Source organism: Mucilaginibacter robiniae (genome assembly GCF_012849215.1).
GTDB lineage: Bacteria > Bacteroidota > Bacteroidia > Sphingobacteriales > Sphingobacteriaceae > Mucilaginibacter > Mucilaginibacter robiniae.
In genome coordinates, this window is record NZ_CP051682.1 from 1,257,621 (window position 1) to 1,279,558 (window position 21,938).

The following is a 21,938-nucleotide window of genomic DNA, read 5'->3' on the forward strand; positions in this document are numbered from 1 at the left end:
TTTTGCCACATTTTTAAACATTACGCTATAAACAAGAAGACCATTGTTAGCGATAGCAGAACAATGGTCTTCTTGCTTTTTATGTTTCTTTTACGGTTTTACGGCCTTTATGGTATCACGTACCGCTGGCTTAGTACTTACCGAATCTTTAGGTGGAGGTTTAAGCCTAGGCTGCCCCTTAGTTGGAAGCGCTGGTGGCGGTGTACCACCTTTAGCTGGTGGTGAACTGCTATGCGAAGGCGTTTTAGCAGGTGCCTCTTTCTCTCCCGATAGTTTACGTCTTGTACGATGAATAACAGCGTCTTTAGACACAGGTCGATCTTTGGGTTTCCAAATGAACCCTCTTAAGATACGGTCATCTTCTGGAAAGCTTTCTAAAGAACCGTATTTATTTTCAGGTTTTGTAAAAACGGCCAGGTTAACGGCTTTATTATCTCTAAAGTTGATGCGGATACGACTGCCCAGGGAGCGTACCATGTCGGTAACTTTTCCGCTATCCCGGTTGAAATAAATACTCTCAGCATTACCATCCACAAACACACGTTGCAACTTGTTATCTACAAAATACCCACGCATGCGTTTGCCTGCTAATTGGTTAAAGTGTGTCGAATCATTATTTTCAATATTGACGATAAAGCCTGACAAAAAAATATTCATGTTGTTCAGCTTTTTGTTTTGCAGCTGCAAATGAATGGTATCACCGGAAAGCTGCGAACCTTGTGTCCAGAACATAGGATGAACATAGCAGCGCATAATCGAATCACTATTACTGTAAAACATCGAATCAGATACAGCCTGTAAATCCGACTTAAATATTTTAACATCATGATGCGCACTCAATATCCGAACTCGTGCGGTATCACTCAGGTTAATCTCGCGAGTTAGATAAACAGAATCTAAAGTCTGTTTTTTAAGCGAAGATGCTTTAACTACCTTAGGTGGAGTTGCCTTCTTTTTTTGTGTAGTATCTACTGCCTGTTTACGTGGTAAACCAAAATAATCTCGATGATAATAGCTGGTATCCGTCCGAATGATTGATGGTGACGGCGGCATAATCAGATTCTTGGCGGTAGATAGCTGTATTTTCTTTTTGGTAGGTACTGCAGTTGTTGCTTTATTTTTGAAAGTGGTATCTTTAATACCAGCCTTCCGCATCTTTTCTTGTAAATCTTTTTGAGCCTTGTAGGTGATAATCTTTGTTTCCAAAGTATCAGCACCTATATAAATTGAATCCAGCTTGGTTTTAGCGGGAGCTTTAGCTAGCTTAACTGTATCTGTTGGTGTACTAGTCTTGGGCTTTTTACCTGTAATTGCTTTACCTTTCAAGGTATCTGCCAAAGACAGTTTTTTTGCCTCATCCGCTACTGATTTTATCTGCGCGTTGGTAGGTGCCGGAACTTTTACATTCGCCGGCAAACCAGGTTTAGCTTGTGCTAGTGCTTTAACCTGCTTATTGGCTAATAGGGAATCTTTAATCTGAACCGGCACTCTGGTACGCACTGCATTTAGTAAGCTATCTTTGACATTGGCAGGTAATTGGTTTTTCGCAGTAGCTTTTATACTTTTTACCGGTATAGTATTAGGCGGAGGCGTATTCTTAACAGTAGCAGGTTTGCTTTTTTTGCCCGTTGGTGTTAATGGTCTTACGGTAGAATCAGTTTTGGTTGTATCCTTTTCTTCAGTAACAATAATAACGTAAGCATTTTTGGTTACAACAGTGTGCTCATCGGCTTTGTAGTAAGTACCCAAATCGCCACGCATGGTTATTTTTTGTTCCTCATCATTAAAGGTGATGTTTTTTACTGCCCGGCCGTAACCTTTCAGACGATCGTAAAATAAGCTATCCCCTTTCAAAGTTTTGGTACCTTGAGTATATAAATTCTTTTTGCCAAAAGAGGCTTGTTCAGTAATAGTGTTATAAATACCATTTTCGGTGTACAAGTTATCTTTATCCTTTTTGCCAATAATGTTGGTAGGCCCTAAAAAGTAGGCAATACGCGAACCGGAGTTGTACCGAAGCGTATCGGTGTTAATTACGGCATCATTTGTTGTTAGTACAACATTATACCGAAAATAGGCATCGCGTGTGTTGGCATAGTAGTAGCCGTTTTGGCTTACTAATGTATTTTGTTTATTTACCAGTTTACCACCACCCGTGTAGGTACCGGTACGAGTAGCTGTATTGTAAGTTAAATAGTTGGTACTTAGCGTAGCATCTTTATCCACCAGGCGCACATTATCGGTAAGCAGAGCTGTATGGGTATTACCATCATAATTTAGCTTATCAGAATACACGTTTAAGGTATCACCTTGTTTAATACGTACATGTCCAAAGGCATCAAAAGCATTTTTTTGCGGATAGAAGTAAGCACTATCTGAACTCAGTATAGAATACTCCTGCTGAAAGGTACCTTTATATACCTTGTAAACATCTTCACCATTTATCTTGATGCCTTGTGTGCTGGCCGATTTGATTAGCTGCACAATAGACTTTTTTTGCCCTGTAGCTTTTTTGGGCTGGGCAGTTTTTCGCTGACTAACAGCGGCCAGTACTGTGAACAATAACAGAAAGGTTAACAGATGCTTAATCACTCAGCAAAATTAGTTTTTTGGTTACGGTAATTAAATTAAATAATTTTGACCATGCTGCCGGTTCAACGCTTTACTCACTTTATACAGCAAAATCAGCTGTTTACTCCCGATAGCCGCATACTAGCAGCCGTAAGCGGCGGTATGGATTCAGTACTGATGGCACATCTGCTTAAAGCAGCGGGGTACACATTTGGTTTGGCTCACTGTAATTTTCAGCTACGCGGAGCCAATGCTGATGCTGACCAGCAATTTTGCCAACAACTGGCTACTGAGCTGCAAGTACCTTTCCACACCACAAATTTTGATACCATTACTTATGTACAGCAACATAAAGTATCGGTACAGATGGCAGCCCGAGAGTTACGCTATGCCTGGTTTGAAAAAATCAGGCAACTTCATCAATATGACGTAGTTGCGCTAGCTCATCACCAGAACGACACAATTGAAACAATATTGCTAAACCTAACCCGTGGTACCGGTATTGCCGGCTTACACGGTATCTTAGCCCTTAACGGACGGTTGGTAAGGCCACTCTTATTTTTAACCCGCACCGAGATTGATACGTTAATACAGCAAAATCAGTTTGCTTATCGGGAAGATAGTTCAAACAGTTCGGTAAAATATGCCCGCAACAAACTACGGCACGAAGTAATACCTAGGTTGAAAGAGTTAAACCCCAACCTGGAGCAAACCTTTGAACGGAACCAACGCCATTTTACAGAACTGGAACAATTACTTAATCAACAAGTTGAGGAGTACCGAAAGAAGCTTTTTACAGAAATAGATGGTGATCTACAGATCAACCTGGCAGCTATTCAGCAGTTACATCCACAACATTTATTATTATTTAATTTGTTAAAGCCTTATGGTTTTACAGAATCTGTGATAGATGATTTAATTTCCGTTTTAGGCAAGCATTCAGGTCGAACATTTGCATCCCCTACCCATACCTTGCTGCTCGATCGTGATCGGTTGATTCTTACCGTTAAAATACATCAACCTACACAATACACCAGCATTACAGTACAGGATAGCTACGTTAGCTCCGGTAATTACACCTTGCATATAACTCATAGTGATAAAGTAGAAACTGTTAGCCGCAACCTCATGATTGCTGCAGTTGATACTAGTTTATTAATTTATCCACTAATAATACGCACCTGGCAACAAGGAGATCTTTTTATACCCCTGGGTATGAATACTCATAAAAAGCTAAGCGACTTTTTTATTCATCAAAAAGTGCCTTTATATCAAAAAACCAAAATTCCTTTGCTAATAAATGGTAATGGTGATATCATTTGGGTAAGTGGCTATCGGTTGGATAACCGCTACAAAATAACAGCCGATACCCAAAAAGTTACTATATTCGAACTATCGAAATCATGACATCTACAAAACCGGTTTTTACAGAGAAACAGTATTTAGGGCGCGAGTGGATACCTATTACCATACGGCTGATGCTAGCTATACTATGTTTTGCTATTTATTGCTTTACTGATAATAACGACAAAACAGCTGATTTGCTGGCGGTGGTTGGCTTTACGATACTACTGGTGTCGATTGTTTTGGGCTTTGTTCTGCACTTCCGGACTCAAGTACAAAACAAAAGCATTTTGCTGGATGGTTTGTGGACTACCCGTTTGGTAAAGATTGATTTAAACAGCATTGTAAGTGTCGAAATTGGTAGTTACAGCCGTTATCTTTTTAACAACCCGGTTTATAATCTGCATAAAAAAGGGACTATCCGGTTTTATACTGCTGGTAATGAAGCTATACATCTTATTGATCGTGATGGTTTGGTTTACATTATTGGTTCGCAGCACCCTAATGAGTTTTTACGGGCAATACAAAGCGAAATGCAACAGTAATGCTTAATATGCGGCTCTGACATTAAACATTGCCGTACAACAGCTACATTTTTTATTAATTTATTTCCAAATCTTCCGGTATCAATCTACATCAGGAACTAAGCTTATAAATAAGCTAACTTTATATTGAAGACGATCATAAAACCATACATCACATTAAACGTTATATACGCTCATGAATAACGAATTTATGCATTGGTGGCATTTACTTCCACTAACAACTTTTCTATAGCACTTAATTCATAACCACTCCACTAGCCTATGAAACTAATTTACACAGGTTTTATTTTTACTTCTTTATTCACCTTAACTAACCGCTACGCTGCTGCACAAAGCAAAAAAGATAATGACACTAGCATCGTACAACTGGATAGTATCAGGATACGGGAAAGCCGGGCTAAGCACCTGCCTGATGTAAGTGGCACCTACATTTTTGCCGGAAAAAAAACCTTTACCATAACGCCTGATGCGGGCAGAGCCAATTTGGCAAATAGCACCATCAGAACCATATTTGCTACAGTTCCAGGAGTGAATGTTTGGGAAATGAGCGGCAATGGCTTTCAGGTAAATATTGGCACCCGGGGTACTGATACACATCGTTCTAATGAAACCAACGTACGCCAGAATGGCTATAACACCAACTCCGATTTGTTTGGCTATCCTGAAGCTCATTATGTACCCCAATTTCAAGCTGTGCAGGAAATACAAATTGTACGTGGCTCAGCTGCATTACAATTCGGCAGTCAGTTTGGTGGCATGGTGAATTACAAAATGAAAGAAGGTGACACTAGTAAAGTATTAGGCATTGAAAGTGAGCAAAGCGCAGGTTCTAACCATTATTTCAACTCGTTTAATGCGGTAAGTGGGAAAAGCGGCAAATGGAGCTACTATGGTTATTTTGCTAGTCGTACTGGTGATGGCTGGCGTAAAAACTCGGCTTTTAACGGGCAGTGGTTTTATGGCAACTTAAAGTACCAGTTTAACGCAAAAGGTAGCATTGCCCTGCAATTTTCGAGGGTAAACTTTCGGGAGCAGGACGCGGGCGGCTTAACTGATGCCCAGTTTAATGCAGATAGACAACAATCTACCCGCTCGCGTAATTACTTTGATCCGGAAATTAATATACCTGCTTTACTATTTAATTATAATTTAGGTAAACGAAGTAAACTGGAAGTCACTTCACATTTTATAATTGGCGAACGTAACAGTGTACAATTCTTGAATAACCCTAACGTTGCTGATACAGTTAACAAAAAATTAAACACTTATAATCCGCGCCAGGTTGATCGTGATTACTATACCGGCTTTACTACAGAAGCCCGGTTTTTAACTCGTTACCAACTAGGCAATCAAACCAGTACCTTTACTTCTGGCTTAAGGTATTTTATAGAAGGTACCAAACGGGATCAAAAAGGCACCGGCACTACCGGTTCTGACTACGACTTAACCTTAGTGAACCCGTATGGTATAGCCTTAAATCTGCATACGCACAATTATGCCGCTTTTGCCGAGAATACTTTCCAGATTACTTCGCGCTTTTCAGTAACCCCTGGTGCCCGATATGAAATCATTAACACCAGTATGGATGGTGTAATTGATAATGCAACTCATTATGTAGCGTATAAAAACAATCGCCATTTCCCGCTTTTTGGAACAGGTTTACAGTATCAACTTACCAATAGCAGCCAGCTTTACGGTAATATTTCACAAGCTTACCGACCATTTTCATATGCCAACATTATTCCGGGTAATGATTTAGCTATAGTAGATCCGAACTTGAAAGACAGTCGTGGTTATAGTGCCGATTTAGGCTATCGGGGTAACATCAACAATATATTCAACTATGATTTTGATTTGTATTACGTTTATTATGGAAATCGTATTGGTAACCTGACTGAAGTAAACGCAAACAAACAAACCTACATTTACACTACGAACATTGGTAATGGCGTAGCAAAAGGCATTGAGATGTTTACGGAGCTGTCTTTATGGAAATTGTTTGACAAAGAATCGGTACAGGATATAAGATTATTTAATTCCTTGTCTTATAATCATGCCCGGTACACCAGTGGTTCAATTACTGCTGGCAGTACTAATATCAGCTTAAATGGTAATTGGCTTGAAGGTACTCCTACCTGGATTAATCGTACTGGATTAACTTACCTGAACCAGCATATTAGCACTACTTTGCAGTTTAGCTACGTAGGCAAAAACTTCACCGATGCCAACAATACGGTATTTAACCCTACTGGGCTAAGTGGCATCGTACCAGCATATCATGTTTTTGACTGGTCGTTCAACTATAGTTTTTTGCAGCATTATCATGTTTTCAGCAATATCAACAACCTTTTAAACGCTAAATACTTTACTCGTAGAATCACCATTTTACCAGGACCTGGCATATTACCTGCTGATGGCATTACCTTTAATGTTGGTTTTGGCGTTAAAATTTAATAACTAGTTTTAACTCACAAAAAGAGGCCGTCTCATAAGTCAAATATGAGGCGGTTTTTTATTTAGTTATGATTTTTGGTTGGAAGGTTGAGTGAAAGATGTCAGCAGCCGTTTAAGAACCGGGGGATTGATTCTAACAGGTTCTAAAAGTCTATAAAAAGCTTGTTTTCAGGTTTTCCATTTTCTTAGGTTATGTGCGATGGATAATAAGCCGATTTCGACCTCGGCCTTGGACATCCCTTTCAGCAGGAATCGTCTGAAGCCATGGTTATGCTTTAATTGGGCGAATACCGGTTCCACATCGGCCGGCCTTCGTTTCCTGAGGTTGATACCCTGTTCTGTATTCAACCGTTCTTTGGCTGCCTGTTTATGTTGTCTTAGGCTGTGGTTGATCTCAACGACCCGGTTACCCTGTGTAGTATGGCAAACACCACGCATCGGGCAACCTTCACAGTTCTGGGCACGGTAACGGCTGATCAGTTGTACAAAACCAGATGAAGTGACTCGCTGACCGTTACCGATATGCGCCATCCATTGACCTATCGGACAAACAAGGTAATTCTCCGCTTCGTTATAATGCAGGCTGTCGTTACTGAACGCTTTGATACCGTCCTTTTGTTCCTTATCGAACGTATTGTATTTGATGTAAGCCTCAATGCCTTTTCGCGCTAACACACCGTAGTTCTCATCCGATCCGTAGCCGGCGTCGGCAACAATGGCTTTGGGCAGGTCTTTATATAAGGCTTGGTATTGTTCAATATGGGAAGACAAGGTTTGGTAATCGGTTGAGGTTTGATGCAGGGTATAATTAAGGATGAATTGCTCCTGGGTGGATATCTGCAGGTTATAGGCCGGCTTAAGTTGTCCGTTCAGCATATGGTCTTCCTTCATCCGCATGAAGGTGGCATCCGGGTCGGTCTTTGACATGCTGTTACGGCCGGCTAATAACTTTTCCTGCTCGTCATACCGTGCCAGGCTCTCCGGCCAGTGCTTCTTTGCGTAGTTCAGCTTTTGCTTTACTTTTTTGTCTACGTCTTCTTTATCATCTAAGGCTGCATTGATCTTTGAGATGGTTTCCTTTACTTTCTCCGGGTTGATCTCACTATATTCCAAGGGCGCTGTATCTTTTAGTTCTTCGGCGGCAATGCTTTGCGCATAACCCCACAGTTCATCAAGCTGGGCTTTCATCTTATCTTTATTCGCCTTGATGTTTTTGCCCCATACGAAGGTGTACTTGTTCGCCGCTGATTCGATCTTGGTACCATCAGTAAAAACGGCTTCTTTCAAGGATACGATACCTTCCTGCTCGAGCAGCAACACGATTTGTGAGAAGATCTGCTTTAAGACGCCTGACAACTTCTCGCTGCGAAAACGGTTGATGGTGTTGTGGTCGGGCTTTTTCATCCCTAAAAGCCACATGAAGTGTACGTTCTGTGCCGCCTGTTCTTCCAGTTTGCGTGAGGAATAAGTATTGGTCAGATAGCCGTAAACCAGCAGCTTCAGCATCAGCCGGGGATGGAAACTTGACGCCCCGCCGCCTTTGTACTTCCGGTTGATCGGTTTGACATCTACCGTGTCCACGACCTGTTTAACGATACGGACCGGATGACCTGTCGGTACCAGTTCCTCCAGTTTGTACGGTAAAAACGTTAACTGGTCTGGATCATATTCCTTAAAGACTATCTTGCCTCCCATGCCTTTAAGATACCAAAAATATCCTAAAACAACAAGAGACTGTCCCTTATGAGACAGCCTCTTTTTGTGCAATTTATAACCTTTAATAAGACCTGAGTCAGAACTAAATTTTAAATTACTTTTTTAAACCAATCTCACGTAAACGTTCGTCTAAGTATTCACCGGCAGTCATGTCACTGTACAGCTTAGGGTGTTGCTCATCAATGGTTGAAGGCAGACTGGTCAAATCCATGCCTGACTTTGGATGTAAGAAGAAAGGCACTGAATAACGTGATTCTTTCATTTTTTCTTTAGGTGGGTTTACTACCCGGTGCGTTGTTGATTTAAGCTTATTGTTGGTTAAACGTTGCAGCATATCTCCTACATTTACCACAATATCTTCACCATGTGCTTTTACTGGGAACCATTCATTGTCGCGGGTTAGTACTTCCAAACCATCGGCACTGGCGCCAATCAATAAAGTAATTAGGTTAATATCTTCGTGAGCACCTGCACGTACGGCATCAGCTGGTACAGCATCCGGGTTCTCAATTGGGAAATAATGTAATGTACGTAATATGGAGTTGCCATTGTGTACTTTATCATCAAAGTAATTTTGCGGCAAACCAAGGTAAGTAGCAATAGCTTCCAGCAAAGATTTTCCGGCTGTTTCCAGCTTCTGATAAATCTCGCGGGTTACGGTATTAAACTCTGGCAGCTCGGTTACTTGTACGTTTTGAGGATATTGATCTTTAACTGGATCATTGTCGGTAACAGTTTGACCTATTTGCCAAAATTCTTTTAAATCAGGCACTTTAAAACCTTTGGCAGTTTCTTTCCCCTTGCTGGTATAACCACGCTGACCAGCTAATTCAGGCTTTTCATATTTTAACTTTACATCTTCGGGTAAAGCAAACAAAGCTTTCACCTGCTCATATAATTTATCAATCAGCTCCTTGCTTAATCCATGATTAGCTATGGTAACAAAGCCGGTTTCATTAAAAGCCTTACCTATAGCATCCGAAAACGCTTTGCGACTTTCGGCATCACCGTTGATATAGGTGTTTAAATCGAGTCGCGGAATATTTACTGTGCTCATAATAACTCTTTTTAATAATAATTGGTAAAATTATTTAATTCAGATTACATACACAGAAATTCAGCTGAATTTCTTTTGTTAACTACCAGTGCAGAACTACAATTTACCAGCACCCAGGAAAACAATACCAGCTGTTAAACGCTTTAGCTTTTTACAAGTCCAAACCTTACAAACCTATAAATCCAATAAGTATGAGAAAGCTAATTCACTATATCGGCTTGTGCAGTATAGCATTTACCTTCCTGCTGGCACTCCCTCATTGCGCTAAAGCTCAGAGCGATGATGAAATAACATTTCAGGAATTTTACGACCAATTACAGCCTTATGGTACTTGGATAGATGACCCTGATTATGGCAGCGTATGGGTGCCCGACGTAGATCAGGATTTCAGGCCTTATGCCACCAATGGGCATTGGGTAATGACCGATTATGGTAACACTTGGGTATCTGACTACCCATGGGGCTGGGCTACCTTCCATTATGGCCGCTGGCGATTTGATGACTATTACGGATGGGAATGGATACCCGATACCGAATGGGCACCGGCTTGGGTAAACTGGCGCAGTGGTGATGGCTACTACGGTTGGGCTCCACTAGGCCCTAATGATAACACTGATGGCGCTTATGGTGGTTATAATAGCTATGATACACCCGATAGCTATTGGGTGTTTGCACCACAAGCATACATTAACGACCCGGGTATTTACAACTATTATGTACCACGTGCCAGGGTAATAACTATTTTCAGGAACTCCAGCGCAATTAATAATTATTACAGTTATAGTAACCGCCGGTATTTAGGTGGGCCAGGTTTAGCTGATATGCAACGGTTTAGCCACAATCGTATACAGATATATCACATCAATAGTATGAACCGACCATCCCGTGCATTTTTCGATAACAACCGGCTGAACTTATACCGTCCTATGGTGAGGCGCTCAGGCGATGCTCGTCCAGAACGTGTGGTTGATGCCGCAGCATACCGTAACAATAACCCGAACTACCGCATTGCCAATCGCAACATGGGTTTTGGTATTAACCCAACCAATAGCGATAGGTTAGCTAATATTGCCCGCAGCAATGATGCTTCAAATCGTAACATGGTACGCATCAACAATGGCAATCGTGATTATAACCGCCAACCAAATAACAATAATAATTTTAACCGGCCTAATAACGGCAACAATAGCCAGGGTGGTTTTAATAACGGTGATCGATTTAACAATCAGCCTAGCCGCAGTGGCTTCGACCGCAATCAGCAACAAAATGGGCAGCAGCCTAATCAATCATTTGGGCAACAACAGCGGCAGCAAATAGATCAGCAGAGAATGCAACAAAGGAGTCAGCAATGGCAGCAGCGGCAGCAACAGTCAGATCAGCAACGCCAACAACAAGGCGATCAGCAGCGGCAGTTTAATCAACAACAGTTTGACCAGCAACGGCAACAGCAACAAAATCAGCAGCAGCAAGCTGATCAACAGCGCCAGCAGCAAGACCAACAACGAAATCAACAGCAGCAAGCTGATCAGCAGCGTCAACAACAATGGCGTCAACAAGCTGACCAGCAACGCCGACAATGGCAAGATCAACAACGTCAGCAGCAAAATTCACAGCAACAACAAAATCAACAGCAGCAGAACCAGCAACAACTTGATCAGCAACGCCAGCAAATGATGCAGCAAAGGCAGCAACAATGGCAACAGCGTCAGCAGCAGTGGCAGCAACAAAACCAACAACAACAAAACAACCAACAGCAACGTCAACAATTTGATCAACAACGCCAGCAGCAGATGCAACAGCAAAATCAGCAGCAACAACAAATGCGTCAACAGCAGTGGCAGCAACAACAACAGCAAAGACAACAACACATGCAACAACGTCAGCAACAAAATCAACAACAGCAGCAGAACCCGCAACGTCAGCAGCAACAAAGACCTCCGCAGGAGCAGCATCCATAATAGACAAATAGCATCTTCAGTTTGAAGATGCTATTTTTGTAACTTACCCTTAAATACAAGTTTTACCATGATGAGAGTTTTATTTAAAATATTAATGTGTTGGTGCTTGTTCAGCAGTTGGGCTTTAGTTGGATGTGCCCAAGAACAGCCACCCAAAAAAGACAAGCAAATAAATTTTATTGAGGATGCCTGGCCCGAGGCCTTGAAAAAAGCTGCTGCGCAGAACAAATACGTTTTTGTAGATGCTTATGCTACTTGGTGTGGCCCCTGCAAAATGTTAAAAGCTACTACTTTTAAAAACAATAAAGCTGCTGCATTTTTCAACCAAAACTTCATTAACGTATCTATAGATATGGAAAAAGGATTAGGCCCACAATTAGCACAACAGTGGCAAATACAAGCTTATCCTACACTAATTATTTTTAATGCACAAGGCAAACCCGTTTTAGGTACAGTAGGTTATTTGGGCGCTCAGGATTTAATGCGGTTCGGGCAACAAGCTTTAGATAAGGACAAAGGCATTTAACTAAAAAAGCCGGAACTACTCTCGCAGTATTTCCGACTCTACATCTACCTATGAAAAACAGCCCTTTGAGTAGGGCATTTTAATATAGGCAAACTTTATACCATCAGTTAAGAAATGCTTTCAAGTTTAAATCTGCTCCACCCAGCTATAAAGACACATGCTTTGTAGAAATTAAACCACAAACCGTGGCGTTCTTTCCCAGACAACCCTCTCCAAAGTTTATAATGCATACATTTCATATTAAATAAAACTGATTGTATTTGGGGCTGTTACATTTTAAAACAGAAACCATGAGAAGGATAAGCATCATTTTGATTATTGTTGGGGCTGTGCTGCTAATTGCGGGCGGTTTCTTTTACAAACAAGCTAATACCGTAGCCGATTCAAAACCGATTACGGTTGATTATAGAGGCCATAAGTCATTCCAATGGCCTGTGTACACTGGCATTATTTTACTATTCTTAGGTGCCACTTTTAACTTGGCTACCCGACGAAATGGTAAAGCCGATCATACAAGAGTTTAACAATTACTTACTGTTCCCGGCCATCAGTACGAGTTCCGACTAAGGAAGTATCGCGCTGATGAGCCGCAGTGTCCTGCGGGAAGTTAGATGGTCCGCCAAATGTATTGTGCGGATTTTCGTGACATGCGCTTAACAATAGCGTAAGTGCACTTATAAACGCTGATAATTTTATCACCTTCTTCATACCTGAAAAAGACAAAAAACAATCTTTATTGTTTCTGAATTTAGCATTTAGCCTTTCACTTAAATCTTACTAGCTATTAAACAGGTTAAACATTACGGTTGTTAAACTATATAATAGTTCTATTGTTACAATATCATGGAAAACAACGTTTATCTTTTAGCTACCGATCCTCATGATGCTTGCCGTGACGTTATCCATTCACGAGATACTACATTGAAAGTAAAAGTTTATTGTGTAACAGAAGAAGGCTTTTCGCCTGACCCTAATGAAATACAACTTTATGGTTATGCTGGTAAAAAGCTTTATGCTTTTGAAACTATAAACATTACGCCCGATGATGCCTTAGATGTAATTAGTGCCATACAATGGTATGCTGACTACATTGAGCATCCGGAAATGGAAATTCTACCAGAAGATCCCCGCTCAGATCATAGCGTAGCCATGTAGTACAAAGAAATTAAAGCTATTTTACAGTTTCTTATAGCTTGGGCCTTCTATTACATTATTGTACTATGAAGTATGATATAAACTTTCTATAAAAACATATATAAAGCGAAACTGAATTTAACAACATGGCAACTGTTACCGAGAAAGACATTATTCATCATCTAAAAGAAAAAATAAAGTTTCATCAGAACGAGGCTAAGCGGATTGAAAACTTGTTAAGTGCGTTTACTAATGATTATCATACCTCACGTAGCCGCAAAGCTAAGTCAGAGGCTGATGATGAAGAAATAGATTCCGCGCCAGAAGAGTTTGTTAAATCGTCTCGCAAAGCCAATGATGCAAGCGGTGTTGCAACAGCTTCTGTCAAACCGTTGGAAATACCTGAAAAATATACAGATGATTTACCTATCATCGCTAAAATTGCTTTTGCCTTGAATGAAATAGGATCTGGCTTTAACGAAGATATTGCCAATACCATGGCACAATATGAGCCGAAATCTGACGCTAAAAAAATCAGCAAACAAATCTCAGGCATTTTATCAACTCTGAAAAGCAAAGGACAGCTTAATACCGAGAAGGTTGGACGTAAAGATAAACTCTCTTTAGTTATACCTGCTTAATCAATAAAGCCATGTCAAATATTTCCTCGTCATGGCTTTATTAACTAATTCTTTTAGCTTTTCCTATTCATAAATCCGCAAACGGTTACGTAAGCCCTGCATTTCAAGCTGCATAGCTTCTACCCTTTGTAGTAAATGCGTTATAGCTTCAATACCCGCTAGATTAATATCTAATTCACGATGTAGCCTTACCATCCGCTCCAACTGAGCCAATTGGCTTTCAGGTATAAAGCGGCTTTGATTTACTACGGTAATCTGCACCAATCCGGCATCTTCCAGTGATCGGATAAATGTGGCTTCAATATGATGATAGCTGCAAAACTCATCTGCAGCAGTTAAATGCTCATGGTTCATAAAAACTTAATTTAATCAGGATTTAGCCAACTCTTCAAACAACTCTTTTTGCCGAGGGCTCAAGTTAGTAGGCAATTGCACCTCATAGGTTATATACAAATCGCCTGCTTCATTTTCTTTTTTATAAATTGGGAAACCTTTTCCTTTCAGTTTAACTTTAGTACCATTTTGCGTTTCCGGCTTCACTTTCACTTTTACTTGCCCGGTCAAAGTATCGGCAGTAATTTCTCCACCCAGCATAGCGGTATACAAATCAACTTTTACAGTAGCCAGCAAATCATTGCCATTGCGCTTATAACGTGGATCATCAGCTACCAGGAAGGTAATATACAGATCACCTATGGGGCCGCCGTTGGCTCCTGCACCGCCATGGCCCGCAATTTTAATAGTTTGGCCATTTTCAACACCAGCAGGTATGGTAATGCGTATGTTTTTGCCATTAACGGTTAATGTTTGTTTGTGCGTAGTAGCAGCATCCTGTAAGGAGAGCTGCAATTCGGCATTATAATCCTGCCCACGGTAACGTACCTGTTGCCTACCGGCACCGCCAGCACTACCAAACATAGATTGAAAAAAGTCGGAAAAATCTCCACCATCACCACCAAACGATTCGAAGTTGAAGCCACCATCCTGACCACCGCCACTATAACCGCTATAGCTACGACTTTGTTGCTGCTGCTGTCGGGCTTGTTCATAAGCTTCGGCATGTTGCCAATTCTCGCCATATTGGTCGTACTTCTTCCGTTTTTCGGGATCAGTTAATACCTCATTAGCTTCATTTAGTTCTTGAAACTTTTTGTTTGCCTCCGAGTCATTCGGATTCAGGTCAGGATGGTATTTTCGAGCCAGCTTACGATAAGCATTTTTAATATCTTTTTCGCTGGCTGTCTTATCTATCCCTAATATTTTATAATAATCAACAAAAGCCATAGTTATTCATAATAACTGCTGTTGCAGTATTATGGTTTTAACAAGTAGCAGGCAAATATAGTTGTCATACCAAAGCTTCTTTTTTATTAAAACTACTTTATTACAAACTAACCTTTATACCTACTGTTACATAGCTGCTTACAATACACTTATTACATTATGGCAGATCCTCAAAACGATAACAAAAAACAAACAGATAGTTTACCAACAGACCAAGGACCGAAAGAAGAACAAAAGCTGTCACAGCTATACATAGTTAGCCGTGCTCAGATTGAGCATCATGATAATGCTGTTAATCAGCGAGTAATATGGCTATCTATTGGTCAGTCGTTCTTTTTTAATGTGTATGCTATGCTGGTAACAGCTAAAGCACCTACACCCGAACTATTTAAAAAACAACAGATGCTAGCTGTTATTTTCCCGATAGCCGCATTTTTAGTTGCCCTATTTACCCTTATTGATGTATTAGCTGGTTTATTTTATATCCGCAAACTACGGTTAAATTATAAAGAGCACACTAATGGCAGCTCGCAGGAAGGCTATTATCCTATGCTGAATGGTAACCGCTGGGAACGTACCTTTCAGCGTATATCCCCCCTTATGATACCTGTAATTTTTGTAATTACCTGGATTTATCTGTTGTTATATGATAACAAATTATTGTAATTAGTACATAATCCGAACGTATATAAACATGTTAAAGGCAACGCAATGCAGTTGCTTACCTAAAATCCTATGCTTTTTTTTTACCATTGTAACTAAAGACAGTATAAGGAATATAGCATTAATTATTTAAGGGACCTACACAGTCTTTCACTGATTTTGCATCCAGCAAAATTAGCTACAACAAACTATCTTGTACATACTAATACTGTTATCAAAAACTCTGGTCACAATGTTTAGTGTACCTTTCTTGTAATAGCATTCGCTACTACGTTAACTGTCTTCTCATAACAATCAAGTTGCATAATAGAAGTATCATTTAGAACCCTATTCTATTATTGCACTTTAATCTACGCCGCAATTTTTAAGCTTTTTCATTTAAAGCAGAAGTTAAAGCATCCTTCTTTCCAGAACAAAACAATTATTTAAAGCAAAAAGACATATTTCATTTAACTAAACACCATGTTTAAAAGTACAAAAATACAAATACAGAAAATAAACCATAAAAATTCATCATAATTACACACAACTAACCACAATACAAGGTATTCTGCTAACAAATCTTAAATTATTTACCTTAAAAGTTTTTAAATTATTACAACATACCTAAATTAGAGGATTAACTAACTAACAAATTAACAAATGAAGAAAATTTTACTTATTCTTCTTACATTAAGTGCTTTTGCAATAAATTATGCAATGGCCCAAAGCAGAAAGATTACAGGAACAGTAACCAGTGCTGATGATGGACAGCCGTTACCTGGTGTATCAGTTGCTCTTCAAGGTACCAAACAAGGTGTTCTAACAAATGGGGATGGCACTTTTACATTAAATGCTTCAACTGGTCAAGTTTTAGTATTTACCTATGTAGGCTTTACCGCGCAACAAATAATCGTTACTGCAGGTGCATTCCCACCGGTTAGGCTAAAAGCTGATGCCCGTGTTTTATCTGACGTAGTAATTAAAGACAGCTATGGTACGCAATCCAGGAAGTCTTACACTGGTGCTGCCGGTGTGGTAAGTGGTGCCGAAAACGAAAACAAACCATTTTCAACCATTCAGCAAGCCTTACAAGGTGAAGTTGCTGGTGTAAACGTGCAAATCAATAGTGGTCAGCCTGGCGCTTTAAACCAAGTTCGTATTCGTGGCATAAGCTCTATTTCCAGTCTTGCAGCATCTCAGCCCTTGTATGTAATTGATGGTATGATTATTAATGGAAGCAACGATCCAACACAAAGAGGTGGCGGAACCTTTAATCCTTTAGCAGGTATAAATGAAAACGACATTGAAAACTTTACTGTATTAAAGGATGCTGCTGCCACGGCTATTTACGGCTCACGTGGTTCTGCCGGAGTTATCGTTATCAACACCAAACGTGGACGTGCCGGTAAAACCCAAATTCGTTTTGATGCAGAAGCCGGTGTAAGCTCTAATTTACCAGTACCACAAGCTGGTAAAATTTTAACACCAGATCAATATCGTTCTATGTTTAACGAAGCATTTGCTAACGCTGGTTATACAGCAGCTCAAATTGCGACTTTAGACAATAGTTATGCCTTAAACAGCGCAGGGAATAATTGGTATGATCTAGTAACTAAAAGAGGCACTCAACAGCAATACAATGTTTCGTTAACTACTGGTGATGAGAAGAACAGAGTTTTTTCATCATTTGGATACTTCAGACAGGAAGCAACAGTGCTAAAATCAAATTTGAACAGAGTTACCGGTACCCTAAATTGGGATCACACCATTAACAAAAACTTCTCGACTTCAACCAATTTAAACGCTTCTAGTGTTCTACAAAATGCACCATTGCAGGGCAGCGCTTACTACAGTAGTCCTTTAGCTTCTGCATACTTTCTGAGGCCGTTTCAGTTAGCGTATAACCCAGATGGTAGCCTTAATTCTAGCACTACCGGTAACGGTAACTTTCCCGCTTCCTCTAACTCTAACCCGCTATATATAGCTGCTAATGATAAAAGAGGATTAGGCAACGTGCGTATATTAGGTGCCCAAACCATTAAATGGAATATCTGGGATCAATTAAAATATACGGGATATGCAAGCGTTGACTACCAAACTTATGAAGAAACTACATTTCTGAACCCCACCATGGGAGACGCTTTAAGCCTAAAAGGATCTGGTACCAGTTCTTATAGCCGTTATTTTAATTGGCTGGTTCGTAATCAATTAGATTATAGGTATAATGTACATGGCGTAGAAGACTTTTATATTGATGCAACCGTTGGCTATGAAGCACAAAGATCAAAAGCTTATTTCAACCAAGCTTATGCTACAGGCTATCCTTTGACCCAGCCTACATTAACGGCTGTTTCGAATGCAGCTACACCATCTACTGCTTCAGAAAATACCTCAAATTACACCTTTGATGCTATATATTCAAGAGCAAGCATTAATTATAAAAATTTGTACTCCTTAAGTGGATCTTATAGAAGAGATGGTGGATCAAGATTCGGTATTAATAACAATCACGGTAGCTTTTACTCTGTAGGTGGCGCTTGGAATATTGATGGCGAAGACTTCTTCAAAAAACAAACAATACTTACTACCCTGAAACTTAGAAGTTCATATGGTACTACAGGTAATGCCAATGTTTTGGGCAACTACACTTGGCGGCCAACAGCAGGATATGGATTTAACTATAACTTAGCAAACGGCCAAGCTTACAACACCGTAGGCAACCCAAGTTTGACCTGGGAATCGTCAAAAAAGTTTGATATTGGTCTTGATTTTGGCTTTTTCAATGATCGATTGTTATTCAATATAGATTATTATAAAAATAAGATTGATGGCTTAATTCAGAATGTAAACATTCCATGGGAAACTGGCTTTAGTAGTGGACAGTACCAAAACATTGGTGCGATGCAGAACAAAGGTTGGGAGTTCACAATTAAAGGTATACCAGTTAAAACAAAAGACTTTACCTGGAATGTAAACTTTAACGCAGCGTATAATGCAAACAAGATTACTAAGCTTGCTCAAAACAACCAAGTTAACGGTAGTTACTGGCTAGCTACAGGATATGATTATTACACCTATTATACTCGCATTTATGCAGGTGTAGATCCAGCTAATGGCAATGCATTATGGTTTGCAGATGCTAATAGAACAACTACTACAACCAGCTATAGTGCTGCTGCACGCGTTCCATATGGCCATGCAGATCCTAAAATCACCAGTGGATTCAGCAATAACTTCAACTACAAAGGTATTATCTTATCAGTTGACTTCTATGGAAACTTTGGTAATCGTATCAGCGATAGTTGGTCATATTACTTAAATGATGGAACGTATATTACTGGTGCTAATAAATATCAATATACTTGGTTAAACCGATGGACTACTCCAGGCCAAATAACAGATGTACCTAAAAACGTATATGGTGGCGGCAGTTCGTCAAGCTCATCAAGCTTCTCTTCGCGCTTCTTGTACTATGGTGATTACATCCGTTTGAAGAATCTTTCATTAGGATATGATTTCAAGAACCTAAGTATTCTGAAAAAATATGGCATGAGCAGACTGTATCTGTACGGACGTGTAACTAACGTATGGACAAAAACATATGACAAGCGTTTACCATTTGACCCTGAAGTGCCTATTAATGGCTTTAATACTCAAGATATCCCTCAAGTCAGAACATTCACAATTGGTTTAAACGTTGGCTTTTAATTTAGAAGAAAATGAAATTTAATAAAATACTATACTTATTATTTGCAGGTGCGTCAACTCTAGCGGCTTGTAAAAAAAGCTTTCTGGATGAGCAGCCCAGTACTGCTGTAACTGTTCAGACTTCCATTAATACAACAAACGATTTGGCTGATGCTGTTAATGGTATGTATAACGTAATGAAGGCTACAACTTTATTTGGCAGAGACATACCTGTATTAGGTGATTTGCTGGCTGATAACACCTATGTGAACGTTTCTAACTCAGGGCGTTACCTCCTGGAAAACAATTATCAATTTATACCTACTACTGCAGAACCTGGAAATATTTATGGTAGAGCCTATTATTCAATTTTACAGGCTAACCGGATTATTTATGAAGGTAAAAAATTGGCTACATCAGCAGATAATAATCAACTTATGGGTGAGGCTTATGCATCAAGAGGATTACTTTATCTGGAATTAGTTACTTGGTTTGGTTCACCTTATACCGTTAACCCTAATGCTAGTGCTGTTCCTGTTGTTACTACACCCTCTTACATAACCGGGTTTGATATAAAACTTCCAAGAGCTACAGTAAACGCTGTATACAACCAAATAATTAGCGATTTGGATAGTGCTTATACATTAATGCCTGAAGCCGGGACTACTTATCATGCCATAAATTCTGACTATATCGCTAAATATGCTGCAAAAGCTATAGAATCAAGAGCTTACTTGTATAAAGGCGATTATGCCAACGCATTAACAGCTGCCAAACTGGTAGTTGATAAAGGGGGCTATAGTTTAGCTACTACAGCAGCAACATTCACAGGCTATTGGGCTAACCCTGCAGCACAAACCGGAAAGCTCGAAACAGTATTCGAGTTGAACCAAAATGCATCAAGCAACTTAGGCAACACAGGTTTAGATGCTATTTTTTCTCAATCGGGTTATGGCGATATACAAGCAACTGATAACTTGTATAATGCTTATACCTCTACTGATTTAAGAAGAACTCTTATTATAAATGGTACCCGAGGTGGTCAACAAGCATGGATTATTAATAAGTTTCCAAATTATACCAATACAGATAAAGACGAGACTAAAATTATACGCTATGCTGAAGTTGTTCTTACTTTAGCTGAATCTTATGCCCGTACAGGCGATGAAACCAGCGCAAAAAACTATTTAAATCAGTTAGCTATTTTGCGCGATCCTTCTTTCAAAGGTTATACTTCTAGTGGTGCGCAGTTAATTACTGATATTTTAAACGAAAGAAGAAAAGAATTGGCATTTGAAGGTTTACGCTTCTTTGATCTTACACGTTTAAATTTGGATTTTACTCGTCCAGCTCAAGCTTATGGTTATGTATCCTATCCAACGGTACTAAAAACAGATTACCACCGGATACTGCCTATTCCTCAATCTGCAAGAGATGCTAACCCGAACTTAACACAAAATCCAGGATATACACCTCAATAATTCTTGTTTTTTAAATAAATAAGGCTCAAGCATATGCTTGAGCCTTATTTATTTAAAGCTAATAATCCTTACACGCCACTGAATACTGAAAAGCCGCCATCAATAGCAATTACAGTTCCGGTAACGAAGGCAGAAGCATCACTTAATAGCCAAACTAAAGCGCCTATTAATTCTTCAGCTTTACCGAAGCGCTTGAAAGGGGTATTCTTAAGTACTAGGTTACCTCGCTCGGTGTAACTGCCATCAGGTTGAGTAAGCAGGGCACGGTTTTGTTCGGTCAGGAAAAAGCCTGGAGCAATAGCATTCATGCGGATAGCATCACCATAGCGGTTAGCTGCTTCTACCGCAAACCATTGGGTATAGTTATCAATAGCTGCTTTGGCCATACTATAACCTAGCACCTTGGTAATAGCTTGTTGTGATGCCATAGATGATATATTAACAATGCTACCTTTACCGCTCTTGGCCATTACTTCGCCAAATATTTGAGTTGGGATAAGTGTACCCCACAGATTTAGCTCCATTACCTGGCGCATGCCATCCATGTTCATGGTAAAAATATCCTGATCCGGCTGAATAATACCGCCCGGCATGTTACCGCCAGCACCATTTACCAAGCCATCAATACGGCCATATGTATCTAATACTTTATTGCGAGCAGTTAGTAAGTCAGCCTCTTTCATTACATCGGCAATCAAAGCAATGGCTTTACCACCATTGGCATTTACGGCATCGGCACGCTCCTGAGCTACTTTCTCATTACGACCTAAAACACCTACTATGCCTCCGGCTTGTGCAATGCCCTTAATAAATGCATCGCCTAAAATACCGGTACCACCAGTTACAATAATTACTTTATCTTTTAATGAAAATTCCATTATAATAAGTTCTTTTA

18 protein-coding genes are annotated in these 21,938 nt (G+C 39.9%); 11 read left to right on the plus strand and 7 right to left on the minus strand.

Annotated elements, in window-relative coordinates; all coding sequences use genetic code 11:
• Positions 1–90: 90 nt before the first annotated feature.
• On the minus strand, positions 91–2,592 hold the full coding sequence (locus tag HH214_RS05530; protein WP_169606385.1) for an OstA-like protein: 2,502 nt from the start codon (positions 2,590–2,592) through the stop codon (positions 91–93).
• A gap of 51 nt (positions 2,593–2,643) precedes the next feature.
• Here HH214_RS05530 and tilS point away from each other — a divergent pair, with 51 nt between their 5' ends.
• From tilS to HH214_RS05545, 3 genes are all read left to right on the plus strand, one after another.
• The gene (gene tilS, locus HH214_RS05535) at positions 2,644–3,978 is read left to right on the plus strand and encodes a tRNA lysidine(34) synthetase TilS (RefSeq protein ID WP_169606386.1); all 1,335 of its coding nucleotides are present in this window, start codon (positions 2,644–2,646) and stop codon (positions 3,976–3,978) included.
• Positions 3,975–4,460, plus strand: coding sequence for a hypothetical protein (locus HH214_RS05540; protein WP_169606387.1), 486 nt, complete (start codon positions 3,975–3,977; stop codon positions 4,458–4,460). Before tilS ends, HH214_RS05540 begins: the two co-directional genes overlap by 4 nt.
• Before the next feature lie 261 nt (positions 4,461–4,721).
• Positions 4,722–6,914, plus strand: a complete 2,193-nt coding sequence (locus tag HH214_RS05545; protein ID WP_169606388.1) for a TonB-dependent receptor family protein — start codon at positions 4,722–4,724, stop codon at positions 6,912–6,914.
• Positions 6,915–7,082: 168 nt separating this feature from the next.
• On the opposite strand, the gene HH214_RS05550 is transcribed toward HH214_RS05545, so the two are convergent.
• Positions 7,083–8,609, minus strand: a complete 1,527-nt coding sequence (locus HH214_RS05550; RefSeq protein ID WP_169606389.1) for an IS1182 family transposase — start codon at positions 8,607–8,609, stop codon at positions 7,083–7,085.
• Positions 8,610–8,724: 115 nt separating this feature from the next.
• Positions 8,725–9,687 carry an isopenicillin N synthase family dioxygenase gene (locus HH214_RS05555; RefSeq protein ID WP_169606390.1) on the minus strand — a complete coding sequence of 321 codons (963 nt, stop codon included), beginning with the start codon at positions 9,685–9,687 and terminating at the stop codon, positions 8,725–8,727.
• 191 nt (positions 9,688–9,878) lie between these two features.
• On the opposite strand from HH214_RS05555, the gene HH214_RS05560 reads away from it, so the two are divergent.
• From HH214_RS05560 to HH214_RS05570, 3 genes are all read left to right on the plus strand, one after another.
• Complete coding sequence (locus HH214_RS05560; RefSeq protein ID WP_169606391.1) at positions 9,879–11,645, plus strand: DUF6600 domain-containing protein; 1,767 nt, start codon at positions 9,879–9,881, stop codon at positions 11,643–11,645.
• 67 nt (positions 11,646–11,712) lie between these two features.
• On the plus strand, positions 11,713–12,171 hold the full coding sequence (locus HH214_RS05565; protein ID WP_169606392.1) for a thioredoxin family protein: 459 nt from the start codon (positions 11,713–11,715) through the stop codon (positions 12,169–12,171).
• Positions 12,172–12,461: 290 nt separating this feature from the next.
• On the plus strand, positions 12,462–12,695 hold the full coding sequence (locus tag HH214_RS05570) for a hypothetical protein (RefSeq protein ID WP_169606393.1): 234 nt from the start codon (positions 12,462–12,464) through the stop codon (positions 12,693–12,695).
• Positions 12,696–12,702: 7 nt separating this feature from the next.
• On the opposite strand, the gene HH214_RS05575 is transcribed toward HH214_RS05570, so the two are convergent.
• Positions 12,703–12,879 (minus strand): hypothetical protein, encoded by a 177-nt coding sequence (locus tag HH214_RS05575; RefSeq protein ID WP_169606394.1) that lies wholly within the window; start codon positions 12,877–12,879, stop codon positions 12,703–12,705.
• Between the two features lie 135 nt (positions 12,880–13,014).
• Here HH214_RS05575 and HH214_RS05580 point away from each other — a divergent pair, with 135 nt between their 5' ends.
• Both HH214_RS05580 and HH214_RS05585 read left to right on the plus strand, forming a co-directional pair.
• The gene (locus tag HH214_RS05580; protein ID WP_169606395.1) at positions 13,015–13,326 is read left to right on the plus strand and encodes a hypothetical protein; all 312 of its coding nucleotides are present in this window, start codon (positions 13,015–13,017) and stop codon (positions 13,324–13,326) included.
• Positions 13,327–13,451: 125 nt separating this feature from the next.
• Positions 13,452–13,946, plus strand: coding sequence for a hypothetical protein (locus HH214_RS05585; RefSeq protein WP_169606396.1), 495 nt, complete (start codon positions 13,452–13,454; stop codon positions 13,944–13,946).
• A gap of 63 nt (positions 13,947–14,009) precedes the next feature.
• Here HH214_RS05585 and HH214_RS05590 read toward each other — a convergent pair whose 3' ends face one another.
• Both HH214_RS05590 and HH214_RS05595 read right to left on the minus strand, forming a co-directional pair.
• Positions 14,010–14,300, minus strand: coding sequence for a chaperone modulator CbpM (locus HH214_RS05590; protein WP_169606397.1), 291 nt, complete (start codon positions 14,298–14,300; stop codon positions 14,010–14,012).
• 15 nt (positions 14,301–14,315) lie between these two features.
• On the minus strand, positions 14,316–15,230 hold the full coding sequence (locus HH214_RS05595; RefSeq protein ID WP_169606398.1) for a DnaJ C-terminal domain-containing protein: 915 nt from the start codon (positions 15,228–15,230) through the stop codon (positions 14,316–14,318).
• A 159-nt stretch (positions 15,231–15,389) separates the two neighbouring features.
• On the opposite strand from HH214_RS05595, the gene HH214_RS05600 reads away from it, so the two are divergent.
• From HH214_RS05600 to HH214_RS05610, 3 genes are all read left to right on the plus strand, one after another.
• Positions 15,390–15,896, plus strand: coding sequence for a hypothetical protein (locus tag HH214_RS05600; protein ID WP_169606399.1), 507 nt, complete (start codon positions 15,390–15,392; stop codon positions 15,894–15,896).
• Between the two features lie 639 nt (positions 15,897–16,535).
• Positions 16,536–19,583: a SusC/RagA family TonB-linked outer membrane protein gene (locus HH214_RS05605; protein ID WP_169606400.1), complete on the plus strand. Its 3,048-nt coding sequence runs from the start codon at positions 16,536–16,538 to the stop codon at positions 19,581–19,583.
• 11 nt (positions 19,584–19,594) lie between these two features.
• Positions 19,595–21,043, plus strand: a complete 1,449-nt coding sequence (locus tag HH214_RS05610; protein ID WP_169606401.1) for a RagB/SusD family nutrient uptake outer membrane protein — start codon at positions 19,595–19,597, stop codon at positions 21,041–21,043.
• A gap of 68 nt (positions 21,044–21,111) precedes the next feature.
• On the opposite strand, the gene HH214_RS05615 is transcribed toward HH214_RS05610, so the two are convergent.
• Positions 21,112–21,921: an SDR family oxidoreductase gene (locus HH214_RS05615; protein WP_169606402.1), complete on the minus strand. Its 810-nt coding sequence runs from the start codon at positions 21,919–21,921 to the stop codon at positions 21,112–21,114.
• Positions 21,922–21,938 lie beyond the last annotated feature (17 nt).

Excerpts from the sequence above, each read along its gene's own strand:
- tilS (WP_169606386.1), top strand. The coding sequence starts at position 2,644 with ATGCTGCCGGTTCAACGCTTTACTCACTTTATACAGCAAAATCAGCTG.
- HH214_RS05540 (WP_169606387.1), top strand. The coding sequence starts at position 3,975 with ATGACATCTACAAAACCGGTTTTTACAGAGAAACAGTATTTAGGGCGC.
- HH214_RS05545 (WP_169606388.1), top strand. The coding sequence starts at position 4,722 with ATGAAACTAATTTACACAGGTTTTATTTTTACTTCTTTATTCACCTTA.
- HH214_RS05550 (WP_169606389.1), bottom strand. The coding sequence starts at position 8,609 with ATGGGAGGCAAGATAGTCTTTAAGGAATATGATCCAGACCAGTTAACG.
- HH214_RS05555 (WP_169606390.1), bottom strand. The coding sequence starts at position 9,687 with ATGAGCACAGTAAATATTCCGCGACTCGATTTAAACACCTATATCAAC.
- HH214_RS05560 (WP_169606391.1), top strand. The coding sequence starts at position 9,879 with ATGAGAAAGCTAATTCACTATATCGGCTTGTGCAGTATAGCATTTACC.
- HH214_RS05565 (WP_169606392.1), top strand. The coding sequence starts at position 11,713 with ATGATGAGAGTTTTATTTAAAATATTAATGTGTTGGTGCTTGTTCAGC.
- HH214_RS05570 (WP_169606393.1), top strand. The coding sequence starts at position 12,462 with ATGAGAAGGATAAGCATCATTTTGATTATTGTTGGGGCTGTGCTGCTA.
- HH214_RS05575 (WP_169606394.1), bottom strand. The coding sequence starts at position 12,879 with ATGAAGAAGGTGATAAAATTATCAGCGTTTATAAGTGCACTTACGCTA.
- HH214_RS05580 (WP_169606395.1), top strand. The coding sequence starts at position 13,015 with ATGGAAAACAACGTTTATCTTTTAGCTACCGATCCTCATGATGCTTGC.
- HH214_RS05585 (WP_169606396.1), top strand. The coding sequence starts at position 13,452 with ATGGCAACTGTTACCGAGAAAGACATTATTCATCATCTAAAAGAAAAA.
- HH214_RS05590 (WP_169606397.1), bottom strand. The coding sequence starts at position 14,300 with ATGAACCATGAGCATTTAACTGCTGCAGATGAGTTTTGCAGCTATCAT.
- HH214_RS05595 (WP_169606398.1), bottom strand. The coding sequence starts at position 15,230 with ATGGCTTTTGTTGATTATTATAAAATATTAGGGATAGATAAGACAGCC.
- HH214_RS05600 (WP_169606399.1), top strand. The coding sequence starts at position 15,390 with ATGGCAGATCCTCAAAACGATAACAAAAAACAAACAGATAGTTTACCA.
- HH214_RS05605 (WP_169606400.1), top strand. The coding sequence starts at position 16,536 with ATGAAGAAAATTTTACTTATTCTTCTTACATTAAGTGCTTTTGCAATA.
- HH214_RS05610 (WP_169606401.1), top strand. The coding sequence starts at position 19,595 with ATGAAATTTAATAAAATACTATACTTATTATTTGCAGGTGCGTCAACT.
- HH214_RS05615 (WP_169606402.1), bottom strand. The coding sequence starts at position 21,921 with ATGGAATTTTCATTAAAAGATAAAGTAATTATTGTAACTGGTGGTACC.